Below are 21732 nucleotides of genomic sequence, written 5' to 3'. Positions count from 1 at the left end.
ACTGTCGACAAAACACGGTCCGGCCCGTACGTTCTCGCCAGGCCACGAGCCGACGTCACCGCCGACGGGAAGGAACCCCGATGACCACGGAGCCCCCGATGACCACGCCACCACCGATGGCGCCCCGTTCACCGTCGAACGGCGCCGAGCGCTCGGCGCGCTCCGGCACCCGTACCGCAGTCGCGGCGGGTGTCGGTACCGCGATCGAGTGGTACGACTACGGCCTCTACACCGTCGCCGCGGGCCTGGTCATCTCGAAGGTCTTCTTCAGCGGCCAGTCCGCGCAGGTGGCCCTGCTCGCGACCTTCGCCGCGTTCGCGGTCGGCTTCATCGCGCGTCCCGTGGGCGGCATCGTGCTCGGTGCGGCGTCCGACCGCTTCGGCCGCCGGCCGGTGCTGATCTTCTCGCTCGTGCTCGTCGGCTCGTCCACGACGATCATCGGCATGCTCCCCTCGTACGCCGCCATCGGCATCTGGGCGCCGCTGCTGCTGCTCCTCATGCGGGTGGCACAGGGGTTCGGGGCCGGCGCCGAGATGGCGGGGGCGATCATCATCGCCAACGAGAGCGCGGTGGCCCGGCGCAAGTCCTACCTGTCCTCGTTGGCGATGGCAGGCGCGACCCTCGGCGTCCTGACCGCCTCGGTCCTCTTCGCGGTGACCAGCACCCTGTTCTCCGAGGAGGACTTCTCGAGCTTCGGCTGGCGCATCCCGTTCCTGATGAGCGCGGTCTTCACCGGCAGCGGGCTCGTGCTGCGCCGGACGATGCTGGAGTCCCCCGAGTTCGAGGAGGTTCAGCGGGAACGTCAGCGCGGTGAGCTCGCCCAGGCGCAGCGCAACCCGCTCGTCGCGATGGCCGACGCCGTCAAGGCCAGTCCCCGCAACTGGGTGGCCGGCTTCCTCGTGCCCTCGGGCCTGAACGTCACCAGCTACATCACCAGCGCCTTCGCCATCAGCTACGTCAGCGGCGTGCTCCAGCTGCCGGGCAGCTACGCGTTGCTGATGTCCTGCGCGGTCTTCGGGAGCGGGTTCCTCGCCCTGCTGGTGTTCGGCCGGATCGGCGACGTCATCGGTGTCCGCCGCGTCATGTTCATCGGCGTCGCGGGCGCCCTGCTGCTGGCGCTGCCCTACGTCGCCATCCTCCGGACCGGCGCGATCGTGCCGATCATCCTCGCGAGCGTGGCGCTCAACGCGTTCGGCTGGGCCGCCGCGGCCGCCGCCCATGCGGTGATCATGCCCGCCCTGTTCCGGGCCGAGTACCGCTCCTCCGGGCTGTTCTCGTCCCGGGAACTGCAGGGTGCGCTCGTCGCCGGTCCGACGCCGCTCCTCGCGGCCTTCCTCGTCGGGGTGCTGCGCGGGGAGCCGTGGATCGTCGCGGGCATCCTCGCCGCCGCCCAGCTCATGACGCTCGCGGGCGTGCTGGTCGGCCGGCCTCTCTTCACCGCCCGGGAGCACGCCGAGACCCCGGCCCTCAAGGGCTACCCCGTCCACCCCTGACCGCAGTTGCGAGGAGAACGCCATGCCGACCCATCGACCGCGCTGCCGCCCGACGGCTGCGACCCGGCTCGCCACAGGCGGCGCCCGGTGAAGGTGGTCTGCACCAGCAAGCTGATCGAGTTCAGCGACGAGGACCTGCGCGCCTATGACGGACTCGACGTCGAGTTCCAGGTGATCGACGGGTCGAGCGAGGAGGCGATCCTCGCCGGCGCCGCGGACGCCGACGCGCTGATCGTCGTCGTCGAGGAGATCAGCCGCACCGTCATCGAGGGACTCGGCCGCTGCCGGGCGATCACCCGCTGCGGCATCGGGTTCGACACCGTCGACCTCGACGCGGCCACCGAGCACGGCATCTGGGTGAGCAACGTGCCGGATGCGAACTACCGCGAGGTGGCCGTGCACGCCATCGCCCTCACCCTCGCCGTGCAGCGCAGGCTCCCCGCCCTCGACGCCGGGATGCGCTCCTCCGGCTGGGCGGACTGGTCGGTGCCCGGTGTGCACCGGCCCGACGTGCAGACCTTCGGCGTCTACGGGCTCGGCCGCATCGGGCGGCGGGTCGCCGAGATCGCCGGCTCGCTCGGCTACACGGTGATCGGGCACGACCCGGCGGTCCGGCAGCCGGACGTCGCGCAGCTGGGCGTCGAGCTGGTCGACGGCGAGGAGCTGCTCGCCCGGTCGGACGTGCTCTCGCTGCACGTTCCCCTGCTCGAGTCCACGCGGAACGTCATCGACGGCGCTGCCCTCGCGCGGATGAAGAAGGGTGCGGTCCTGGTGAACGTCTCGCGCGGCGGTCTCGTCGACGAGGTCGCGCTCGCCGGCGCGCTGCGCTCCGGTCACCTCTTCGGAGCCGGGATCGACGTCTTCGAGTCCGAGCCGGTCGACCCGGCCAACCCCTTGCTGACCTGCGAGGCGGCCGTGCTCACCCCGCACGCGGCGCACTGGAGCGAGGAATCGGTGGACGAGCTGAAGCGGAAGGTGGTCGAGGAGTCGGCCCGCATCCTGCGCGGCGAGGCGCCGCGCACGCCGGTGAACCGGCTGCCGAACCATGGGAGTGTGGGATGACCAAGACCTTCGACATCGTCTTCGCGCTGTGGCCGCGGTGCGCGCAGCTGGATTTCCTCGGCGCCTACGAGGTGTTCGCGCACCTTCCCGGGGCGAACCTGCGGCTCGCCAGCGAGGACGGTGGAGACCTCACGGGCGCGCTCGGCCTGCCGCTGCGGGACGTCGAGAAGCTCAGCGACGTCGAGCGCTGCGACCTGCTGTTCGTCGGCGGCACCGCGGACATGAGCGCCGCGACCACTCCCGGCATGCTCGAGCAGCTTCGGCGCCTCGGCGAGGACGCCCGCTACGTGGCGTCCATCTGCACCGGTTCGTTGATCCTCGGGCAGACCGGTCTGCTGCAGGGCCGCCGCAGCGCCACCCACTGGGCCTTCCTCGACCAGCTCCGGCAGTACGGGGCCATCCCGGACCCGGCGCGGACGGTCCGCGACGGGAAGTTCTGGAGCGGCGGCGGGGTGACGGCGTGCGTCGACTTCGCGCTCGAGCTGATGGCGGACATCGAGGACGCCACGTACGCCCAGATGATCCAGCTCTACATCGAGTACAACCCCGCTCCGCCGTTCGGCTCCGGGCACCCCAGCACCGCCCCCGCCGAGGTCATCGAGGCGCTCCGCGCGAAGTTCGGCGAGAAGCTCGGGCGGATCGGCGGCGTCGTGCCCGCCACCGCCCTGACCTGATCTCCCACCGACCCGGACCCGGAAAGGGCTCGCCCACGATGTCCCCGACGTGGATCTACCGGCTCGCTGGTCGACAGACCCGGGCGGCGACGACGTCGGGGCGGTCCAGGGGGATGAGGTGGCCGCTGTCCTCCACGATCTCCCCCTCCAGGTCGTCGGTGATCGGCTGCAGCTGCCGGTGCAGCAGGTCGCCGACCGCCGCCGCGCCGAGGGCGAGGGTCGGGACGCGGAGCCGTCCCGCCGCGCGGACCGCCTCGGCGTTCTGCTCGGCGGCCCGGTAGAAGCCGAAGCCGCAGCGCAGGGCCTCCCGGCCGGTGTAGGCGCGCACGAAGGCGTCCCGCACGTGCGGCGGTGCTCCCTCGCCGGCGTGGGTCCCGGACTTCAGGAACCAGTCGACGTACTCGGCCTCGTGCCCCTCGAGGACGGTCTCGGCCAACCCGGGGACGGCGTGGAAGCCGAACCACCACGGCGGGGTGGGGAAGCCGCCGGGCAGGCCCGGGAGCAGCCCTTCCATGAGGACGAGCCGCCGGACGCGCTCGGGGTGGCGGGTGCCGAGCAGGAACGCGGTCGGGACACCCGCGTCGACGGCCACGACGTCGGCGCGGTCGATCCCCAGCGCGTCGAGCACCCCCACCATGTCGGCGGCGCCGGTCACCGCGTCGAAACCGTCCCGCACGCGGGCGCTGTCCCCGAGGCCGCGCAGGTCGGGGGCGACGACCCGGTGGTCCGGCTCCAGCAGCGGCATCACGAGGCTCCACACCTGCCACGTGTGCGGCCAGCCGTGGAGCAGGAGCACGGCTGGACCGTCGCCGTCCACTGCCACGTTCAGCACGGTGCTGTTGGTGTGGATCCGTCGCAGTTCCATGCCGTCGCCTCCTGGTTACCATCGGTTACCTGCTGAAGGGTGGTGACCGAGACGTGCGGCCACAAGACGGCACTTCGCCCTCACCTGGTGAGGCGGCGGTAACCGGCGACCTCTTCGACCCCGCCTGCCCGACCCGGGAGCTGCTGGACCGGATCGGCGACAAGTGGACGTCGATGCTGGTCAAGGTGCTCGCCGAGGCGGACCCGCCCGAAGTCGGATTCGCCGACCTCGCCCGCCGCGCCCCCGGCATCTCGCACAAGATGCTGTCGCAGACCCTCAAGAACCTGTGCCGCGACGGCCTCGTGGCGCGCCGGGTGGAGGCCACGGTGCCGCCCCGCGTGCACTACTCGCTCACCGACCTCGGGCGCTCCCTCGACGGGCCACTGGGAGTCCTGCGCACGTGGGCGGAACAGCACATGGCGATCGTCGACGCGAATCGGAGGGTCACGCGCTGATGGTGGCGTGGGCGCCGGTTCGGATGTCCTCGACCAACGTCGGTCCGCTCGTCCTTCGGTGATCGGGCGTGACCGGTCGGTCACGCCGGTTCGGGGAGCCGCCGCCGGGACAGCAGCGACTCCAGCAGGACGAGCGCGCCGAGGACGAGCACCGACCACCCGGTCACCCGCAGGCCCGCGTCCGCGGCTGTGACGAACGCCGCGACGACCTCGGGGGCGCGGTCCGGGCCGGTGACGGCGAGAGCCTGCGCAACGGTGTGCGGGTCGTGGTCCGCGCGGATGTCCGGCGGGAGCGCGGCGACGAACCGCGAGGTGAGCACCGTGCCGATGACCGCGACGCCGAGCGCGCTGCCGAACTCGCGAGTGGTGGCCTGCATGCCGGTGCCGACCCCGGCCTGAGCGGGTGGCAGCGATCCCGCGATGACCCCGGAGAGGGCCGGCAGCGCCAGCGCCACGCCGATCCCGGTCACGACGAGCCATGTCGCGTACCCCGCGTAGGAGGTCTGCGCGTCGCTCGCGGACAGGCCGAGCAGGCCACCCCCGACGAACAGGAACGCGAGGGCGATCGTGGCGTCGAGGCCGACCCGCTGCGACAGGCGCCCGACGTGACGCGCGCCGAGGATGATCGGGACGGTCAGCGGGAGGATCCCGAGGCCGGTCTGCACGACGTCGAACCCCATGCCGTACTGCAGGAACGAGGCGTTGACGTAGAACAGCGCGAACATGCCGAAGAACACCGCGGTCATGCCGAGGCAGGCGCTGCGCAGGGCCGGGATGCGCAACAGCCTGGGGTCGAGCAGCGGCTGTTCGACCTTCAGCTCGACGAGCGTCCAGGCCGCGAACAGCAGCGCGGAGCAGGCGAACCCGCCGATGACGACCGCGCTGCCCCAGCCCGCCTCCGGGCCCTGGACGATCCCGACCAGCAGCGCCACGGAAGCGGCGACGAGCAACGCCGCGCCGAGCGGGTCGAGGCGGTGGTCGTGGCGCGACGACACGGGCGCGACCCGAGCCACGGTCGCGGTGAGCACGAGCGCGATCACGGCGGCCGCGGCGAACAACCATCGCCACGACCCGGACGACAGGACGGCGCCCCCGCCGAGGTTCCCGACGACGCCGCCGATGCCGGTCATCGACGCCCAGATCGCGATCGTCGCGCCCCTGCGTTCGGCGGGCACCGCGTGCAGCAGCACCGCGAGCGTGTTGGGCAGCACGGCCGCCGCCCCGACCCCGGTGACCGCCCGGCCGGCGAGGACCACGGCCACATTCGGCGCGATCGCGGACAGCAGCGCACCCGCCGCGAACAGCACCATGCCGGTCAGCAGCACGCCTTTGCGCCCGAAGCGGTCGCCCGCGGCCCCGCCGGGGATCACCAGGCAGGCGAAGACGATCACGTAGGTGTCGACGATCCAGACCAGCCCTGATGCGGTCGGGTGCAGCCCGCTCGCGGCGAGCATCGGGACCGCGAGGTTGATCGCCGCGACCATCCCGACCACGAGCGCGACACAGGCGCACATGACCGCCATCAGGCCGCGCCCGGACACCGGGGCGCGATCGCGGATCAAAGCTCTCGATGGCATGACGACGACGCTATGGACGTCGGTGTTCTCCGTGCCACGCAACTTTGACAAGAGCTGTTTGCGTAGCCTGCAAACCATGTCCGACCAGCTCGACCTGAACCTGCTGCGGGTGTTCGACGCGCTGCTGCAGGAGGGCAGCGTCACGGCGGCGGCCGAGCGCCTCCACCTGTCCATCCCTGCCACCAGCCGGGCGCTGGGGAGGTTGCGGCGGGCGATGGGCGACCCGGTACTGGTGCGCGCCGGCCGTGGGCTGGCCCCCACGCCGTTCGCGCTGCGCGCCGCCCCGCGGGTGCGGTCGCTCCTCGACGAAGCGGCGACGCTGGTCAGCGCCGACCGCGAGCTCAGCGTCGCCGAGCTCGAGCGCACCTTCACGATCCGCATCAACGACGGCGTCGCCGCGACCATGGTGACGGCGGCGGTCGAGGCCACGGCCGCGGTGGCCCCCGGCGTGCGGCTGCGGTTCGTCGCGGAGGGCAGCGAGAGCATCGAGGCGCTGCGCGACGGCTCGGTCGACCTCGACATCGGCGCGGGCGAGGTCGCGGCACCCGAAATCCGCGCCGCCCACCTCTATCGGGACCGCGTGGTCGGCATCGTCCGCGCCGACAGCCCGCTCGGCCGGCGCCGCCGCCCGACGCTGGCGCAGCTGTGCCGGCATCCCCACGTCTCGGCGTCCCGCCGCGGGCGTTCGCGGGGTCCGCTCGACGACGCGCTCGACGACGCGGGGCTCAAGCGCCACGTCGCCGCCGTCGTCCCCACGTACGCGGTCGCCGCGCTCCTGGTGGCGTCCAGCCGCTACGTCGGGCTCGTGCCGCAACGACTCGCCGAGCAGTACGGCCCGACGCTCGGCCTCCGCTGGTTCCCCGTCCCGGCCGCCCTGCCGGAGGTGGGCGTGCGGATGATCTGGCACGCCCGCCTCGACGCCGACCCGGCCCAGCGGTGGCTGCGCGACACCGTTCGGCACGCCGTGACGCAGCACGGGGCGTGACCCTGCCGGAAGCGGACGGGAATCGCCGCACCGGCCGCCGAGTTGGGCCTCGCAGGCGGCGCGCACCACCGCGTCCGGGCGGCCTCACCCGCGTAGCCGGACGGCGGTGAGCCCCCAGGTCGCGTACCGGACGGTGACCGTCGCGTCCAGCTCGGCGCCCAGCGCCGCCAGCACCTCCGCCGCGCGGTCGGGCGGCAGGCTGGTGAGGCCGCCGGACGTCGCCACCAGGTCGAGCAGGTCGTCGCGGGTGTACGCGCGCTCCCAGTCGTGGCGCCACAGCTCGGGCTCGCCGAACCCGCCGGCCTCCCGGATGCCGTCCGCGGCCCGGTCGTACAGGGCCTGGTAGGCGTCCAGCATCGAGCGGGCGTCGGCGCCGAGCGGCGAGTCGGGGGCCGCCCGCCGGTAGGCAGCGGCGAGCGCGGCAGCCGCGTCCGGCGGGAGCTCGTACACGTGCCCGAACGGTGCGAGCACCCCGCCCGGCCGCAGGACCTGCGCCGCCTTGGTCGCGCCTGCGACCGGGTCGACCCAGTGCCACGCCGTGCCGCAGACGAGCACGTCGAAGGTGCGGCCCGCTGCATCCCACGCCTCGAACGTCGCGACCTCGACGGTCAGGCCGGATCGGCGCGCGATCTCCGCCATCCGCGGGTCGGGCTCGACGCCGAGCACCGTGGCCCCGGCGTCGCGGAACTGCCGGGCCTCGATGCCGGTGCCGCAGCCGACGTCGAGCACGTCGGTGCCCGGGGCGGCGGCCGTGATCCGCTCGATCACGGCGACGGGGTACGGGGGACGGCTGCGGTCGTATCGCTCGGGGTCGACGCCGAACGACTCGGCCATCGTGCGGTGCGTGTGCGGTGCCGGAGGCTTCGCGGACGGTAGCGTGGGCATGTGCCCACTCTAGTGGGCAAGTGCCCACTAGGCAGGGGAGGATGCGCTGTGCCCACCGGGGTCGCGCTGCACGACGCGCGCCGGCAGCTCTTCGAGGCCGCGGAGCGCGTGCTCGTCCGCGACGGCGTCACCGGTCTCACGAGCCGGGCGGTCACCACCGAGGCGGGGGTGGCCAAGGGCGTGCTGCACCGCCACTTCGCCGACTTCGACGCCTTCCTCGCCGACCTGGTGCTGGATCGCATCGCCCGGCTCGAGGCCCAGAGCGCCGATCTGCGCGACGCCGCGGGCAGCGGCACCGTCGCCGACACCCTGACCCGCGCCCTGATCACGCTCTTCGATCCGGTCGTGGTGGCGATCGTGGCGCTCGTCATCGCCCGCGACGAGCTGCGCGCGCGGTTGCGCGCGGCGGGCACCGCGCGGCTCCCGCTGGTCGGGGAGGGCGCCGCCATGATCGCCGGTTACCTGGCCGCCGAACGCGACCTCGGCCGGATCGCACCGGACGCCGACGTCGACGTGCTCGCGCCCACCCTCATCGGAGCCGCCCACCTGCTGTTCACCGACCGCGAGGCCGGCCCGCCCGAGCCCGGGGCCGTCCGCACGGCGGTGACCACGGTGCTCTCCGGGGTCATGCGCTGACGCGCCCGCGGGACCGGTTCAGCTCCCCGATCAGGGCGATCGTGCGCGCCTGCTCCTCCGGCGTGCCGATGTCGGTGTACGCGATCGACACCTCGGTGGCGCCGGCCTCCGCGTAGCGCTCGATCGCCGCCGCCACGGTCTCCTCGTCGCCGATCACCGCGAGCTCGTGGGCGTGCGCGACACCCTCGCGGCGCATCGAGATCTGCGCGGCGGGCACGTCGTCGTAGAACGCCATGTGCGCCGCGGCCCGCTCGCGCACCCCCTCGACGTCGGACGTGACGACGGCCGGCAGCACCATGACGACCCGCGGAGCCGGTCGACCCGCGGACGCCGCGGCGGCCGAGATGGTGGGCACGACCGAGTCGGCCAGGGTGGCCGGGCTCGCGAGATAGGGGAACGTCCCGTCGGCCAGCTCGCCCGCCATGCGCAGCGACTTCTCGCCGACCGAGGCGAACAGGACCGGGGGTGGGGTCGGTGCGCCGGGCACGACGACGGGCAGCGGCGTGACCGCGGTCAGCGTCTCACCGTGCAGATCCACCTGGCCCGTCTCCAGCGCGGAGCGCAGCGCTGTGAGGTACTCGCGGGCGTGCCGGATCGGGCGTGCGGCGTCGACGCCGAAGGCCTGCCGGATGAGCGGCGGCCCACTGCGTTCGTCGAGTTCGGCACGCCCACGCCGCCGGGGTCACCGCTGGTCGACGCCTCCGCCGCCGCGGGGGAGACGAGCACGGTCCTGTTGCTGTGCGGCGCCTACCGGGTCGACCGCGAGCACGCCCACCCGCTGCTGGCCGCGATGCCCGACGTCATCCACCTCCCGGCCCGGGTCGGGCAGCAGCCGGCGCTGCGCGCCGCCGTCGACCTGCTCGGCACCGAGCTCGAGTCCCGCCGGCCCGGATCGGATTCCGTCGTCACCGCCCTGCTCGACGCCCTCCTCCTCTACATCGTCCGCGCGTGGCTCGAGACGGCACCCGCGCAGGACGCGCCCGCCGGGTGGGCCGCCGCCCTCGCCGATCCCGTGGTGCACGCCGCGCTCCGGCACATCCACCAGCGGCCGGCCGATCCGTGGACCGTCGAGCGCCTCGCCGCCGAAGTGGGCCTGTCGCGGGCCGCGTTCGCGCGCCGCTTCAGCGCACTGACCGGTCGGCCGCCGCCGGCGTACCTCACGTGGTGGCGGATGGTGCTCGCCGGGCGCCTGCTGCGCTCGTCGGACGCGGCTCTCGGCGCCGTCGCCGGCCAGGTGGGCTACACGTCCGAGTTCGCGTTCGCGAAGGCGTTCAAGCGTCACTTCGGGGTGGCGCCGGGCCGGTACCGCAGGCGTTGATCAACGGCCGGTCAGCCGGTCGAGCACGAGCGCCAGCGGCGCCCACCGCTCCCGGCCCCGCGCCACCACGGCGTGGGCGCGCAGCCGGACCCCGGGTCCGCGCAGCGGCAGCACCCGGACCCCTGGCCGCGGGGCCGGCTGCTCGGGCAGGAGGCCCACCCCGAGCCCGGAGACGATGAGGTCCTCCACCAGGCTGAGGCTGTCGGCGCGATGGGAGAGCCGGGGCGTGAACCCGGCGAGCGCGGCCAGCGCGGCCACCGCCTCCTCGTCGGCGGTGTTGCGGGAGTTCACGATCCAGTCGTGGTCGGCGTAGCGGCGGAACACCGCGACCGAGTCGCCTGCGGGGTCCGGGTCGGCGGCCGGCGCGCCGAGGCCCCACGCCGCGGTCCACAGTGGAGTGGTCAGCACCCGCTGGTCGAACGGGCGCGGCGCCAGGTCGTACTCGTAGACCAGGGCGAGGTCGACCGCGTCGTCCGCGAGCAGCGCGAGCGACTCGTTCGGCTCGTGCTCCGCGCAGACGAGCCGCACCTGCGGGTGGGAGGCGGCGAGGTCGGGCAGCAACGGCAGTAGCGATCGCCGGATCGCCGTGGCGAATCCGGCCACCCGGACCGTGCCGGCCGGCTCCGCGCCCGGATCGAGGTCGCGCCGCGCGAGGTCGACCGCGGCGAGGATCGTGATGCCGTGGTCGGCGAGGCGGCGCCCGGCCGGCGTCAGCCGGACCCGCCGCCCGACCGGCTCGACGAGCGGCGTTCCCACCTGCTGGGCCAACGCCGCGATCTGCTGCGACACGGTGGACGTGGTCACGCCGAGCGCCTCGCCGACCTCCCGCATCGAGCCGAGCCGGGCGAGCTCGACGAGGAACTCGAGGCGCCGCGTCTCCATCCACGAATCCTGAACGGTGTGTGCAGGAAAGTCACGTGGACACGAACGATGTGGTTCCCCTTCACTGGGGTCATGACCCCGTCCCGCACCGGAGCCGCGTTCGCGCTCGTCTCCATGCTCTGCGTCCAGCTCGGGCTGGCCGTGTCCGTCGGGCTGATCGACCGGCTCGGTACCGACGGCACGGCGTGGCTGCGGCTGGCGTGGGCCGGGGTGATCCTGTTCGTGCTGGTCCGGCCCCGCCCGTCGGCGTTCAGCAGGCGAGCGCTGGTCACGGCGGTCGCCCTCGGGACCGTGACGGCCGCGGTCACCCTCTTCTTCATGGAGGCGGTCGCCCGCATCCCGCTCGGCACGGCGAGCGCGCTGGAGTTCCTCGGACCGCTCGGGGTGGCGGTCGCCCGCGGTCGCGGTGTGGCGAAGGTGTGGGCCGTGGTCGCCGCGGGCGGCGTCGTGCTGCTGACCGAGCCGTGGCAGGGCGGGGCCGATCCGGTCGGGGTGGCGTACGCGCTGGCCGCGGCCGCGTGCTGGGCGGCCTACATCCTGCTCACCCAGCGGGTCGGCGACGAGGTGTCGGGGCTGCGCGGGCTGGCGGTCTCGATGCCCGTCGCCGGCCTGACGGCCACCGCCGTGGTGGGACTGTCCAGCGGGTCCGAGGTCTTCGGAGCACTCAGCGGCGAGCTGCTCCTGATCGGACTGGGCCTGGCGGTGCTGCTGCCCGTCGTGCCGTTCAGCCTGGAGATGCTCGCCCTGCGCCGGCTGACCACCGCCGCGTTCGGCGTGCTGATGGCCCTCGAACCGGCGATCGCGCTGGTCATCGGCCTGGTCGTGCTGGGCCAGCTGCCCGGCTGGTGGGCGGTCGCAGGCATCGCACTGGTGGTGGCGGCGGGCATCGGTGCCGAGCGGGCGGGCAGCCGTCAGCCGGGGGAGTCGAACACGGCGACCGCGCGGGTCCAGCCCGCGGAGGCGGCCTGAATCTTCACCGGGAAGCAGGAGATCTCGAAGCCCGTCGCGGGGAGCGCCTCCAGGCCGTGCAACTTCTCGAGGTGGCAGTAGCCGATCTCGCGGCCTGCCCGGTGCCCCTCCCAGATGATCGACGGATCTTTCTCGGCGGCGTAGCGGGCGGCGGTGTGCACGAACGGGGCGTCCCAGCTCCACGCGTCGGTGCCGGTGAGGCGGACACCGCGTTCGAGCAGGTAGAGGGTGGCGTCGCGGCCCATGCCGCATCCGGAGGACACGTAGTCGTCCTGGCCGTAGCGGGCGCCGGCGCTGGTGTTGACCACGACGATCTCCAGCGGTGAGAGCTCGTGGCCGATGCGCCCGAGCTCGGCCTCGACGTCGGCTGCGGTGGCGACGTAGCCGTCGGGGAAGTGGCGGAAGTCGAGCTTGACCGCCGGCTGGAAGCACCACTCCAGCGGGACCTCGTCGATGGTGATCGCCTCGGCGCCGCCGTCCATCGTGGCGGAGTAGTGGTAGGGCGCGTCGAGGTGCGTGCCGTTGTGGGTGGTGAGCCGCACCCACTCGAACGCCCAGCCCTCCCCGTCGGGCAGGTCGTCGACGGTGGCGCCGGGGAAGAACGCCAGGAGGTCCTTCGTGGTCTGTTCGTGCGAGTAGTACTCGATCTGCGGTCCGAGCCCGGGTGGGTCGGATGCGATGCCGCCCTGCAGGGGCGCGGAGATGTCGACGAGTTCGCGCATCGGGGTTCCTCTCGTCGTCGAGGCGCTCAGGCGCCGGGCCGCAGCGGGATGACGTCGGTGCCGGCGACGACGGTCTGGCGGGTCTCGCCCAGACCCTCCCCGCACAGGGAGACGACGTCGCCGGGGCGCAGCCAGCCCGCGAAGCCGGTCAGGTCGGGGGTGTCGACGTGCTCGAGCAGGCAGCCGCCGGACACGGTGCCCGACCCGATCACGTCTCCCGGAGCCAGGTCGACACCGCGCGAGACGTAGGCGAGGAGCTCGCCGAACGTCCAGTCCATCCGGTCGAGCGAGCCGCGGGTGATCTCCTCGCCGTTGACGGTGGCGGACAGCGTGGGAGCCAGCCGGCCGTCGCGGCGGAACGGCTCCAGCTCGTCGGCGGTGACGAGGGCGGGCCCGAGCGTCACGGCGCTGTCCTTGGCCTTGCCCATGCCGATGCCCTGGGCGAGGTCGCCGAGCTGGTGGTCGCGCGCGGTCCAGTCGTTGAAGAGGGTGTAGCCGACGATGTGGCGTTCGGCGGTGGCGGGATCGAGGTCCCGGCCGCCGCACCCGATCACCGCGGCGACCTCGAGCTCCAGGTCGAACGCCTGCGATCCCGGGGCGATCGGGACGTCGTCGTGGGGTCCGACGATCGCGGCGGCGTTGGAGAAGTAGAACCCCGGTCGCTCGGACCAGACCGGGTGCAACTCCTCACTGCGCCCGAGCGCGCGGTAGCAGCCGCGCAGGTGGTCGAGGAAGCACAGGCCGTCCCGGACCGAGGGCGGGCGGGGGAGTGGTGCGCGCAACCGGACGTCGGCCAGCGGGCGGACCTCGTCCGGGGCGCGGCGGGCCGTGTCACCCGCCTCGGCCAGCGCATCGGCCTCGAGCAGCGCGAGCAGGCCGACGCCCGGACGGAGCCCGCGCACCGTCTCCCCGTCGAGGACGCCGGTGCGCACGCCGGCGCCCGCGTCGTAGGTCACCCACTTCACGACGGCTGCCCTCCCTGGTCCTTCACGGCCCGGATGGCCTGCTCGTGGTACTCCCGGGCCATCGGGTCGATCGCCGCCCACGCCCCCGGCGGGGTGCCGGGCAGCTCGCGGCCTGCGTCGCGGATCCGGGCGAGGATGCGGTCGGCGGCCGCGTCGGCCTCGGACGTGAGCGCGGTGAGGTCGGTCGCGGTGAACACACCGTCGCGCTTGACGACCCGCCCGTCGACGAGCACGGTCCGGACGCCGGCCGCGGAGGTCTGGAAGACGAGCGTGGCGTAGGGGTCGACGCGCGGGTGCTGCTCCAGCGCGGGACCGCCCACCAGGATGAGGTCGGCGCGCTTGCCGGGGGTCAGCGAGCCGATCCGATCGCCGAGACCGAGCGCGTCGGCGGCGTTCACGGTGCTCCAGCCCAGCGCCTCCCGGGCGGTGAACGACACCGCGTCGGGCATCGCACCGGCGGCGTTGACGGGCAGGTCGGCGTCGGCACGGGCGTAGCTGAGGCCGAAGCGCAGCTCGTGCCACAGGTCGCCGCTGTTCAGCGAGACGACGTCGGCCGACAGCGTCGGGGCCACACCGTGGCGCCGGCTGCGCCCGAAGACCGGCCGCCCGAACCCCATGTTCATCTCGGTCTGCGTCGAGATCGACACCTTCCCACCGGTGCGGGCGATCGCCTCCCACTCCGGGTCGCCGAAGCTGCAGCAGTGCACGTGCACCATGTCCGGGCCGAGCAGGCCCAGCGCCTCCATCTCGGTGATCCCGGTGCAGAGCGGGCTGCCGAACACGCACCCGGCGTGGTTGACGAGCAGGGCGCGCCGCTCGCGGGCGGCGGCGAGCTCGGCGACGGTGTGGTCCCAGGGCAGGCCGAAGATCTCCGACAGCGAGACGCCGAGGGTGAGCAGCCCGTCGGAGGAGAAGTGGGTGTCGGCGATGCGGTGGAAGTCGGCGACGCGCGCCGCGTGGTCGCCGAACGCCGTCGCCTCCGGCGAGCTCTCGAAGAAGCCGTAGCAGAAGGCGGCGCGGATCCCGGCCTCCTGCAGCCCGCGCACGGCGCCGTCGGAGTGGTCGGGGGTGTTGTTGCAGTGGGAGAAGTCGAGCAACGTGGTGACCCCGGCGTTCAGCGCGTCCACCGCGCCGTAGAAGTTCCCGAGCCGGACGTCGTCGGGGGTGAAGGCGGGGGAGACGCCCAGGCGGATGCCGAAGTAGTAGTCGCCGAGCGTCCAGTCCCCGCAGATCCCGCGCACCAGCGACTGCCAGGTGTGGCGGTGGGTGTCGATCAGCCCTGGCAGCACGAGGTGCCCGGTGGCGTCCAGCACCTCGGCGTCGGTGACCGGGAGGGACGGCGCCACCGCGGTGATCACACCGTCCTCGATCAGCACGTCACCGACGGGGAGATCACCGAGAGCGGGGTCCATCGTCAGGACGTGACCGTTGCGCACCACGGTGCGGTGTGTGCTCATAATGTGCTCCCTCGAGCGTCGTTGCCTGCGGGGAGCATGTCGCGCGAGAAGAGCCGGATCATGTGCCGAATCGGTTGCGATCCCCGGGAGGGGTGACGAGGCATGGACGTGCGGTCGTTGCGCTACGCCCTCACCCTCGCCGACGAGCTGCACTTCGGCCGGGCCGCGCGCGCCCACTACATCGCGCCCCAGCCCTTCGGCCGCCGGATCCAGCAGCTGGAACGCGAGCTCGGCACGAAGCTGTTCGAGCGCACGAGCCGCCGGGTGGCCCTGACCCCCGCCGGTGAGCGGTTCCTGCCCCGCGCCCGCCGCGTGCTGGCCCAGCTCGACGACCTCATGCGCACGGCCGAGGGCGACCACGGCGAGCCCGTGCTCCGCGTCGGCGTCCTGGGGTTCGGCCTCGCCGACCGCTGGCCGACCACCCGCGCCCTGCTCGCCCGGTACCGGCCCGACCTCGGGTTCTCCTACGTCGAGCTGGACTGGGAGACGCAGTACGACGCGGTGCGCACCGGCGAGGTCGACGTCGCCGTGGTGCACGACGTCGGCGGGGCCGGCGATCTCGTCGTCGAGCAGGTGACCGCCACCGAGCGGTGCGCGGCGGTGCCGGTCGAGTCCGACCTCGCCGCCGCCGACCACCTCACCGAATCCGACGTCGCCGACTGCCCGCGGGTCATGCCGGTCGGGCAGCCCGGGCTCGCCGAGTGGGGTGGTGGCGAAACAGCGCGCGGCGGCGTCGCGGTGCGCTCACCCGCCAACCTGGCCGCGGCCGTGGCGACCACCGGGCGGATCGGCTTCCACGCCGAACCCGCGAGCCGCTACTTCCCCCACCCCGGCGTGCGTTACGTCCCGCTGGAGGGGCCCCGCGCGGTGGCGGCGATCGCGACGCGCCCACGCGACCGCCGCGACTCCGTCGTGGCGTTCCGCACCGCGGTGCTCGCGGGGGCCACCGTCGAGGGGCTCGCCGGGGCCGACGGTGCTGGGCGCGAGCCGCGGTGACCTGCGATCAGGGGAGCAGGCGGTACCGGCGGGCGAGCACGACGGCCTCGAAGCGGGTGCCCGCCCCGAGCGTGCTCATGATCGATTTCATGTAGCTCTTCACCGTGGCGGGCGTCAGGCCGAGGGCCTCTCCGATCGCGGCGTTGGAACGCCCGCCCGCCACGAGGCTGAGGACGTCGAGCTGCCGGTCGGTGAGCCGGGGTGCGTCGAGCGCGACGGGTGGGTCGCCCGCGAGCTCGTCCCCGGCGCGCCGGAGCTCCACGCGCAGCTCGTCGTCGTCGACCCGTGCGGCGAGCATGCGGAGGCGTTCGTGGGCGGTGCGCACGCGGTCCTTCAGCTCGACGAGCTCGGCCTGCTCCGGGTCGGGTTCGGCTCGGGCGCGGGCCACGGCCAGTTCCTGCTCCAGGGCGCGGGCCTCCTGGGTGACCGCGTCCTGGATGCGGTCGCCGACGAGCCCGGTCGTGCGGAGAGCGCCGTACAGCACGGCCACGGGCTTGCGGGCCACCACGACCGGGGCGGCGGCCATCGCCCGCAGCCCCTCGGCGCGGATGATCCGGTCGTAGCGGTGGGTGATGTGCGTGGTGGCGATGTAGTCGTTCACGGCGATCGTGCGCGTCAGCGCGACGACCTTCCCACCCAGCCCGTGCCCCCGCTCCAGCTCCACACCCGGCAGGGCCCCGACCGTCGGGCCGGCGAAGCGCTCCAACGCGACCGTGCCGTCGTCGCGGACCAGCCCGCCGAAGGCCAGGGACACACCGGTGAGGTCGCGGATCCGGGTGAGGGCAGCGGAGACCCGGCGCGCGAGCAGCCGGCTGTGGTCCATCGGCGGAGCCTCCTCTTCGGAGGGTGGTGACCAGCTCGTGGGATCACGCACTCTATGCCCCGGTTGCCCGACTGGGGAGGAACACCGTGAGCGACGCCGACGTCGACACCATCACCGCGACCATCGCGTCGTGGCGCGAGACGTACGCCGATCCGGCGGCCGATGCCGCCTGGCTGCTCTGCGACCGGCACGACCCGGAGGCGCTCGCCTTCACGCTCGTCTCCGGCGACGACCTCGCCGGCCGCGACCTCACCTACGGCGAGCTGGCGGCGCGGTCGCGGCGGATGGCGGCCGTCCTCGCCCAGCAGGGGGTCGGGCGGGGGAAGCGCGTGGCGGTCCTCATGGGCAAGCGCGTGGACCTGGTGGTGACCCTGGTTGCGATCTGGCGGCTGGGCGCCGTCCACGTGCCGTTGTTCACCGCGTTCGCCACCCCCGCGATCGAGATGCGCATCCGTTCCAGCACCGTCGAGGTCGTCGTCACCGAGCCGTCGCAGCGGGCGAAGCTGGCCGGTCTCGACGGGCTCACCGTGCTCGAGGCCGGACCCGACCTGGACGCGCTCGTCGACGCCGCGGAACCCGTGGCCGAGAACGTGGCGGTGGGCGGCGAGGGCCAGCTCGTCGAGCTCTACACCAGCGGGACCACCGGCACGCCCAAGGCGGTGCCGGTCCCGGTGCGGGCGCTCGCCGCGTTCACCTCGTACATGCACTACGGCCTCGACGTCCGCGCCGACGACGTGTTCTGGAACGCCGCCGACCCGGGCTGGGCCTACGGCCTGTACTACGGCGTGATGGGGCCGCTGGTCACGGGCCGGCGCAACCTGCTCCTCGACGCCGGCTTCACCCCGGACACGACGTTCGGCGTGCTCGCGCGCCACGGCGTCACCAACTTCGCCGGGGCGCCGACCATGTACCGCGCGATGCGCAGGACCGAGGTGCCCCCGGGCGTACGGCTGCGCAGGGCGTCCTCGGCGGGGGAGCCGCTCACCCCCGACGTGATCACCTGGGCCGAGCAGGCGTTGGGCACCGAGGTGCGCGACCACTACGGCCAGACCGAGCAGGGCATGGCCATCGTCAACGGGTGGCACGACGACGTCCGCCGGCCCCTCGAGCCCGGATCGATGGGCGTCGAGCTCCCCGGGTTCCGCGCCGGCGTCGTCGACGGCCAGATCGCGCTGGCGACCGACAGCCCGCTCATGTGGTTCACCGGCTACCTCGACGCGCCCGAGAAGACCGCGGAGCGGTTCACGCCCGACCACACCTGGTACCTCACGGCCGACATCGGCACCGTCGACGAGGAGGGGTACTACTTCTTCACCGCCCGCGACGACGACGTCATCCTCGCCGCGGGATACCGGATCGGGCCCTTCGACGTCGAGAGCGTGCTGATCACCCATCCGCTGGTGGCCGACGTCGCCGTGGTCGGCGCACCCGACGAGGTCCGCGGCGAGGTCGTCGCGGCCTACGTCGTCCTCGAGCCCGGCGCCGAACCCGGCCCCGACTTCGAGGCCGAACTGCAGCAGCTCGTCCGCACGAAGTACTCCGCCCACGCCTACCCTCGCCAGGTGCACGTCGTCGACGCGCTCCCCAAGACCCCGAGCGGCAAGGTCCAGCGCTACCTCCTCCGCCGGGGAGGGTGACGGTCCCGCGCTCGCGCCCGCCGGGTTCCGCGGAACCTGGCCACGTGCGCGCCGGGGCGGGTGCTGGGCCGTGCCCGGAGCGGGCTCGGGCGTCGAGCAGAACGCCGCGGTAGCCAGGACCAGCGTCGGGTGCTGTTGATCTCCTTGTCGTCGATGTCCGCAGTACATCGGGGTGCTCGGCGCGGCCATGGCGTTCGTCTCGCGTGGATCGTGAGCTCGGCAGCTTCGTGTCACGAGCGGCATCTCGCCCGGTCAGGCCGACATCGCCGCCGAGTGCTGGGACCTGGTCGGCGCGACGGCGTTCGGAGTCGGCCGGGCCCGACCTCGCTCCACATCCGTACCGACCGATGCGGAAGTGCTACGGTTGTTCCGTACCGATCGATACGGAAGTGGAGGCCCGGGTCCGATGGGGCAGTTCGACGGCAAGACGGCAGTGGTGACCGGCGGGAGCGCCGGCATCGGTCTGACGACCGCGCAGCGGCTCGCCGACGAGGGAGCGCACGTGTTCGTCTTCGGGCGGCGCGAGGCCGAGCTGGAGAAGGCCGCGGCCGAGATCGGCAACGCCACCGCGGTGGCCGGGGACGTCAGCGTCGCCGCCGACGTGGACCGGCTGTACGAGCGCGTACGGGAGCGCGGGCAGGGCCTGGACGTGGTGGTCGCCAACGCCGCCATCCAGCACCTCGCGACGCTGGAGGAGCTCACGGAGTCCGACCACGACCGGATCTTCGACATCAACGTCAAGGGCGTCTTCCTCACCGTGAAGAAGGCGCTGCCGCTGCTCAACGACGGTGCTTCGGTCGTCCTCATGAGCTCCACCGCCGCCGAGGCAGGCACCGAGCGGTTCGGCGCCTACGGGGCGGCGAAGGCGGCGGTGCGGTCGTACGCGCGCACCTGGGCCAACGAGCTCGTGAGCCGCGGCGCCCGCGTCAACGCCGTCTCACCGGGCCCGACCGACACCCCGCTGTTCGACGTCTTCGGCGAGCGCGCCGAGGAGATGAAGGTGGCGGTCGGGGCCGGGCTGCCGGTCGGGCGGGTCGGCACCCCGGACGAGGTCGCGGAGGTCGTGCTGTTCCTCGCCTCGCCGCGGAGCAGTTTCGTGCACGGTGCCAACTTCTACGTGGACGGCGGGATGAACCAGGTCTGAGCCGGTCCCGTGGGTCTCAGGGCAGCACGGCCACCGCCTCGATCTCGACGACGTAGCCCGGCGCGGCCAGCGAGGTGACCCCGATCCAGGTGCTGGGCTGCTGGAACTCCACGCCCAGCGCCGCGGCCGCGCGCTCGCGGCCGGCGACGAACTGCCCGGCCTTCTCCTCGTCGAGGTCGACGATGTACACGGTGACCTTGGCCAGGTCGGACGGCTTCGCCCCGGCCGCGTCGAGCGCGGCGGCGATGTTGAGGTAGCACTTCTCGGCCTGCGCGGCGACGTCGTCGCGGCCCAGGAGGTTGCCTTCGGTGTCCCAGGACACCTGCCCGGCCAGGTAGACGGTGCGCGAGCCCTGCGCGACGGCGACCTGGTGGTGGACGTCGACCCGGTGGACCTGCTCCGGGTGCACCAGCGTGACGGTCATTTGCTGCTCCTTCTCTTGTGGGGGTGTTCTTCAGAGGAAGCCGCGCAGTGCGGCGTTGACCTCGTCGGCGTGGGTCCACAGCAGCCCGTGCGGGGCGCCGTCGATCTCGACGTACCGCGCCTCGGGCAGGGCCTTGCGGAAGCGGCGGGCCGTGGCCTCGACGGGCAGGATCCGGTCGGCCGTGCCGTGCAGGATCAGGGCCGGTTTGCCGCTGGCCCGGACGGCCTCTACGTCGGCGCGGAAGTCCTCGATCCACGCGGAGACGACGGCGTGGGCGGCCACGGGGGCGCTGGCGACGGCGACGTTCCAGCCGGCGGTGACCGCCTCCTGGCTGATGCGGCTGCCGAGGTTCTCGCCGAGGTTGTAGAAGTTGGAGAAGAACTGCTCGTACCAGGCGTAGCGGTCCCCCTTCGCCGCGGCCTCGATGCCGTCGAAGACCTCCCGCGGCACGCCGTCGGGGTTGTCGTCCCGGGCGACGAGGAAGGGCTCCAGGGCGGCGAGGAAGGCGAGCTTCGCCACCCGCTGGTGGCCGTACCGGGCGACGTAGCGGGCGAGCTCGCCGGTGCCCATCGAGAATCCGACGAGCACGACGTCGCGGAGGTCGAGCGTCTCCAACAGGGTGTTCAGGTCGGCGGCGAAGGTGTCGTAGTCGTATCCGGACCCGACCTTCGACGAGCGGCCGAAGCCGCGGCGGTCGTAGGTGATGACGCGGTGACCCGCGGCCAGCAGCTCGCGCGTCTGGCGCTCCCAGCTGTGGCCGTTGAGCGGGTAGCCGTGGATGAGCAGGACGGGCGGGCCGCTGCCCTGGTCCTCGTAGTAGAGCTCGATCGGCGTGCTGTTCTCGTGGCCGACGACGACGTGTCCCATGGTTTCCTTCCGAGGGTTTCGGGCCGGCTACTGGCGGACGAGCCGGCGGGCCGCGATCTGCGGCGCGATCCGGACCGGGCCGGGACGCGAGCGGAGCAGGAGCCCGACCCGGCGCAGGACGTCGGACTGCGCGGGGTTGTAGAGGTCGCGCACGGCTGCGTCGACCGTCCGGGCGGCTGCGCTCACATCGCCGAGCGCGCTGCGCAGGCGGGGGAGCATCACGCGCAGGGTGCGGCTGCGGGGGAGCAGCCGGATCGCGAGCTCGTGCCGGGTGGCGGCGTCGGCGTCGGCGGGGAGCTGGTCGAACGCGGCCGCGGCCGGGTTCGGTGGGAGCTCGCGCAGCGTGTCGACGAAGTCGGTGACCGCCGCGAGGTCGAGCACCCGGGACAGCACCACCAGCAGGGCGCGGTCGGCGTCGGTCAGGCCGAGGTGCCGGATCCTCGCGGCGAGCGCGGACGGGAGGTCGGTGGGTGCGGCCTGCTCGAGGATCAGCCGGACCTCGATGCGCACGTCCTGCAGCCGCTCCAGCGTGCGGGCGAGCTGGGCGTCGAGTTCGTGCAGGGCTTCCCGGGGGTGCTGGTCCGCGTCACCCAGTTCGGCGACCTGCAGCAGGGTGAATCCGAGATCGGTGAGGCGCTTGACCCGCAGCAGTCGTACGAGGTGCGTCACGCCGTACTGCTTGTAGCCGTTGGCGCGACGCCGGGGCTGCTCCAGCAGGCCGACGTCGTGGTAGTGCCGAACCGCGCGCACGGTGGTCCCGGCGAGGTCTGCGAGTTGGCGGGTGCTCCAGGCCACAGCTGCTCGCCCTCCGACCGCTCTGGTGTCGGGTGCCAGACTCGCCAGGTCGGCGCCCCGTCCGCGTCGGTGGAAATCCCTTAACCCGCTCTCACCCGCGA

At 73.4% G+C, this 21732-nt stretch carries 23 protein-coding genes; 11 read left to right on the top strand and 12 right to left on the bottom strand.

The window, feature by feature from the left end; all coding sequences use genetic code 11:
- The first annotated feature begins 80 nt into the window (after positions 1-80).
- From ACFPL3_RS26430 to ACFPL3_RS26420, 3 genes are all read left to right on the top strand, one after another.
- Positions 81-1493 carry an MFS transporter gene (locus tag ACFPL3_RS26430; RefSeq protein WP_343946286.1) on the top strand — a complete coding sequence of 471 codons (1413 nt, stop codon included), beginning with the start codon at positions 81-83 and terminating at the stop codon, positions 1491-1493.
- An 87-nt stretch (positions 1494-1580) separates the two neighbouring features.
- Positions 1581-2555: a C-terminal binding protein gene (locus ACFPL3_RS26425; protein ID WP_343946285.1), complete on the top strand. Its 975-nt coding sequence runs from the start codon at positions 1581-1583 to the stop codon at positions 2553-2555.
- Positions 2552-3229: a DJ-1/PfpI family protein gene (locus tag ACFPL3_RS26420; RefSeq protein WP_343946284.1), complete on the top strand. Its 678-nt coding sequence runs from the start codon at positions 2552-2554 to the stop codon at positions 3227-3229. The genes ACFPL3_RS26425 and ACFPL3_RS26420 overlap by 4 nt, the downstream gene beginning before the upstream one ends.
- Positions 3230-3284: 55 nt before the next feature.
- Here the strand turns inward: ACFPL3_RS26420 and ACFPL3_RS26415 are convergent, their stop codons facing one another.
- Complete coding sequence (locus ACFPL3_RS26415) at positions 3285-4094, bottom strand: alpha/beta fold hydrolase (protein ID WP_343946282.1); 810 nt, start codon at positions 4092-4094, stop codon at positions 3285-3287.
- A 53-nt stretch (positions 4095-4147) separates the two neighbouring features.
- On the opposite strand from ACFPL3_RS26415, the gene ACFPL3_RS26410 reads away from it, so the two are divergent.
- Positions 4148-4549 (top strand): winged helix-turn-helix transcriptional regulator, encoded by a 402-nt coding sequence (locus ACFPL3_RS26410; RefSeq protein ID WP_343946281.1) that lies wholly within the window; start codon positions 4148-4150, stop codon positions 4547-4549.
- An 80-nt stretch (positions 4550-4629) separates the two neighbouring features.
- Here the strand turns inward: ACFPL3_RS26410 and ACFPL3_RS26405 are convergent, their stop codons facing one another.
- Positions 4630-6063, bottom strand: coding sequence for an MFS transporter (locus ACFPL3_RS26405; RefSeq protein WP_343946295.1), 1434 nt, complete (start codon positions 6061-6063; stop codon positions 4630-4632).
- 139 nt (positions 6064-6202) lie between these two features.
- Here ACFPL3_RS26405 and ACFPL3_RS26400 point away from each other — a divergent pair, with 139 nt between their 5' ends.
- Positions 6203-7111, top strand: a complete 909-nt coding sequence (locus ACFPL3_RS26400) for a LysR family transcriptional regulator (RefSeq protein ID WP_343946280.1) — start codon at positions 6203-6205, stop codon at positions 7109-7111.
- Between the two features lie 84 nt (positions 7112-7195).
- Here the strand turns inward: ACFPL3_RS26400 and ACFPL3_RS26395 are convergent, their stop codons facing one another.
- On the bottom strand, positions 7196-7945 hold the full coding sequence (locus tag ACFPL3_RS26395; protein ID WP_425564238.1) for a class I SAM-dependent methyltransferase: 750 nt from the start codon (positions 7943-7945) through the stop codon (positions 7196-7198).
- A 99-nt stretch (positions 7946-8044) separates the two neighbouring features.
- On the opposite strand from ACFPL3_RS26395, the gene ACFPL3_RS26390 reads away from it, so the two are divergent.
- Positions 8045-8632, top strand: coding sequence for a TetR/AcrR family transcriptional regulator (locus tag ACFPL3_RS26390; RefSeq protein WP_343946278.1), 588 nt, complete (start codon positions 8045-8047; stop codon positions 8630-8632).
- Here ACFPL3_RS26390 and ACFPL3_RS26385 read toward each other — a convergent pair.
- Positions 8622-9227, bottom strand: coding sequence for an LLM class flavin-dependent oxidoreductase (locus ACFPL3_RS26385; protein ID WP_343946294.1), 606 nt, complete (start codon positions 9225-9227; stop codon positions 8622-8624). The two genes, ACFPL3_RS26390 and ACFPL3_RS26385, sit on opposite strands and share 11 nt — an antisense overlap.
- Between ACFPL3_RS26385 and ACFPL3_RS26380 the strand changes: the two genes are divergently transcribed.
- On the top strand, positions 9159-9950 hold the full coding sequence (locus tag ACFPL3_RS26380) for a helix-turn-helix transcriptional regulator (RefSeq protein WP_343946277.1): 792 nt from the start codon (positions 9159-9161) through the stop codon (positions 9948-9950). The two genes, ACFPL3_RS26385 and ACFPL3_RS26380, sit on opposite strands and share 69 nt — an antisense overlap.
- Here the strand turns inward: ACFPL3_RS26380 and ACFPL3_RS26375 are convergent, their stop codons facing one another.
- Entirely contained in the window at positions 9951-10832 is an 882-nt protein-coding gene (locus ACFPL3_RS26375) for a LysR family transcriptional regulator (RefSeq protein WP_343946276.1), read from the bottom strand. It lies immediately after the preceding gene.
- A 72-nt stretch (positions 10833-10904) separates the two neighbouring features.
- Here ACFPL3_RS26375 and ACFPL3_RS26370 point away from each other — a divergent pair, with 72 nt between their 5' ends.
- Entirely contained in the window at positions 10905-11801 is an 897-nt protein-coding gene (locus tag ACFPL3_RS26370; protein ID WP_343946275.1) for an EamA family transporter, read from the top strand.
- On the opposite strand, the gene ACFPL3_RS26365 is transcribed toward ACFPL3_RS26370, so the two are convergent.
- From ACFPL3_RS26365 to ACFPL3_RS26355, 3 genes are read right to left on the bottom strand one after another with little or no spacing between them, the layout of a single operon-like run.
- Entirely contained in the window at positions 11744-12523 is a 780-nt protein-coding gene (locus ACFPL3_RS26365) for a cyclase family protein (RefSeq protein WP_343946274.1), read from the bottom strand. The genes ACFPL3_RS26370 and ACFPL3_RS26365 overlap by 58 nt on opposite strands.
- Before the next feature lie 26 nt (positions 12524-12549).
- On the bottom strand, positions 12550-13488 hold the full coding sequence (locus tag ACFPL3_RS26360) for a fumarylacetoacetate hydrolase family protein (protein ID WP_343946273.1): 939 nt from the start codon (positions 13486-13488) through the stop codon (positions 12550-12552).
- Positions 13485-14945 (bottom strand): amidohydrolase family protein, encoded by a 1461-nt coding sequence (locus tag ACFPL3_RS26355; RefSeq protein WP_343946272.1) that lies wholly within the window; start codon positions 14943-14945, stop codon positions 13485-13487. Before ACFPL3_RS26355 ends, ACFPL3_RS26360 begins: the two co-directional genes overlap by 4 nt.
- Before the next feature lie 102 nt (positions 14946-15047).
- Here ACFPL3_RS26355 and ACFPL3_RS26350 point away from each other — a divergent pair, with 102 nt between their 5' ends.
- Positions 15048-15941 carry a LysR family transcriptional regulator gene (locus ACFPL3_RS26350; protein WP_343946271.1) on the top strand — a complete coding sequence of 298 codons (894 nt, stop codon included), beginning with the start codon at positions 15048-15050 and terminating at the stop codon, positions 15939-15941.
- A gap of 7 nt (positions 15942-15948) precedes the next feature.
- On the opposite strand, the gene ACFPL3_RS26345 is transcribed toward ACFPL3_RS26350, so the two are convergent.
- Positions 15949-16764, bottom strand: coding sequence for a helix-turn-helix transcriptional regulator (locus tag ACFPL3_RS26345; protein ID WP_343946270.1), 816 nt, complete (start codon positions 16762-16764; stop codon positions 15949-15951).
- 86 nt (positions 16765-16850) lie between these two features.
- Here ACFPL3_RS26345 and ACFPL3_RS26340 point away from each other — a divergent pair, with 86 nt between their 5' ends.
- Together ACFPL3_RS26340 and ACFPL3_RS26335 are read left to right on the top strand one after the other, a co-directional pair.
- Positions 16851-18401 carry an AMP-binding protein gene (locus tag ACFPL3_RS26340; RefSeq protein WP_343946269.1) on the top strand — a complete coding sequence of 517 codons (1551 nt, stop codon included), beginning with the start codon at positions 16851-16853 and terminating at the stop codon, positions 18399-18401.
- Positions 18402-18807: 406 nt separating this feature from the next.
- Positions 18808-19545 carry an SDR family NAD(P)-dependent oxidoreductase gene (locus ACFPL3_RS26335; protein WP_343946268.1) on the top strand — a complete coding sequence of 246 codons (738 nt, stop codon included), beginning with the start codon at positions 18808-18810 and terminating at the stop codon, positions 19543-19545.
- Positions 19546-19561: 16 nt separating this feature from the next.
- On the opposite strand, the gene ACFPL3_RS26330 is transcribed toward ACFPL3_RS26335, so the two are convergent.
- Genes ACFPL3_RS26330 through ACFPL3_RS26320 form a run of 3 tightly spaced genes read right to left on the bottom strand, consistent with a single transcriptional unit; the run spans position 19562 to position 21631 of the window.
- The gene (locus ACFPL3_RS26330) at positions 19562-19969 is read right to left on the bottom strand and encodes a RidA family protein (protein WP_343946267.1); all 408 of its coding nucleotides are present in this window, start codon (positions 19967-19969) and stop codon (positions 19562-19564) included.
- 30 nt (positions 19970-19999) lie between these two features.
- Positions 20000-20836, bottom strand: coding sequence for an alpha/beta fold hydrolase (locus ACFPL3_RS26325; RefSeq protein ID WP_343946266.1), 837 nt, complete (start codon positions 20834-20836; stop codon positions 20000-20002).
- 27 nt (positions 20837-20863) lie between these two features.
- A complete protein-coding gene (locus tag ACFPL3_RS26320; RefSeq protein WP_343946265.1) occupies positions 20864-21631 on the bottom strand; it encodes a MerR family transcriptional regulator in 768 nt (255 codons plus the stop codon).
- Between the last annotated feature and the right edge of the window lie 101 nt (positions 21632-21732).

Origin of the sequence: Pseudonocardia zijingensis (genome assembly GCF_042657305.1) — a bacterium.
GTDB lineage: Bacteria > Actinomycetota > Actinomycetes > Mycobacteriales > Pseudonocardiaceae > Pseudonocardia > Pseudonocardia zijingensis.
Note: the sequence above shows the minus strand (reverse complement) of the source record. Positions and strands in the feature narration are given on the sequence as shown.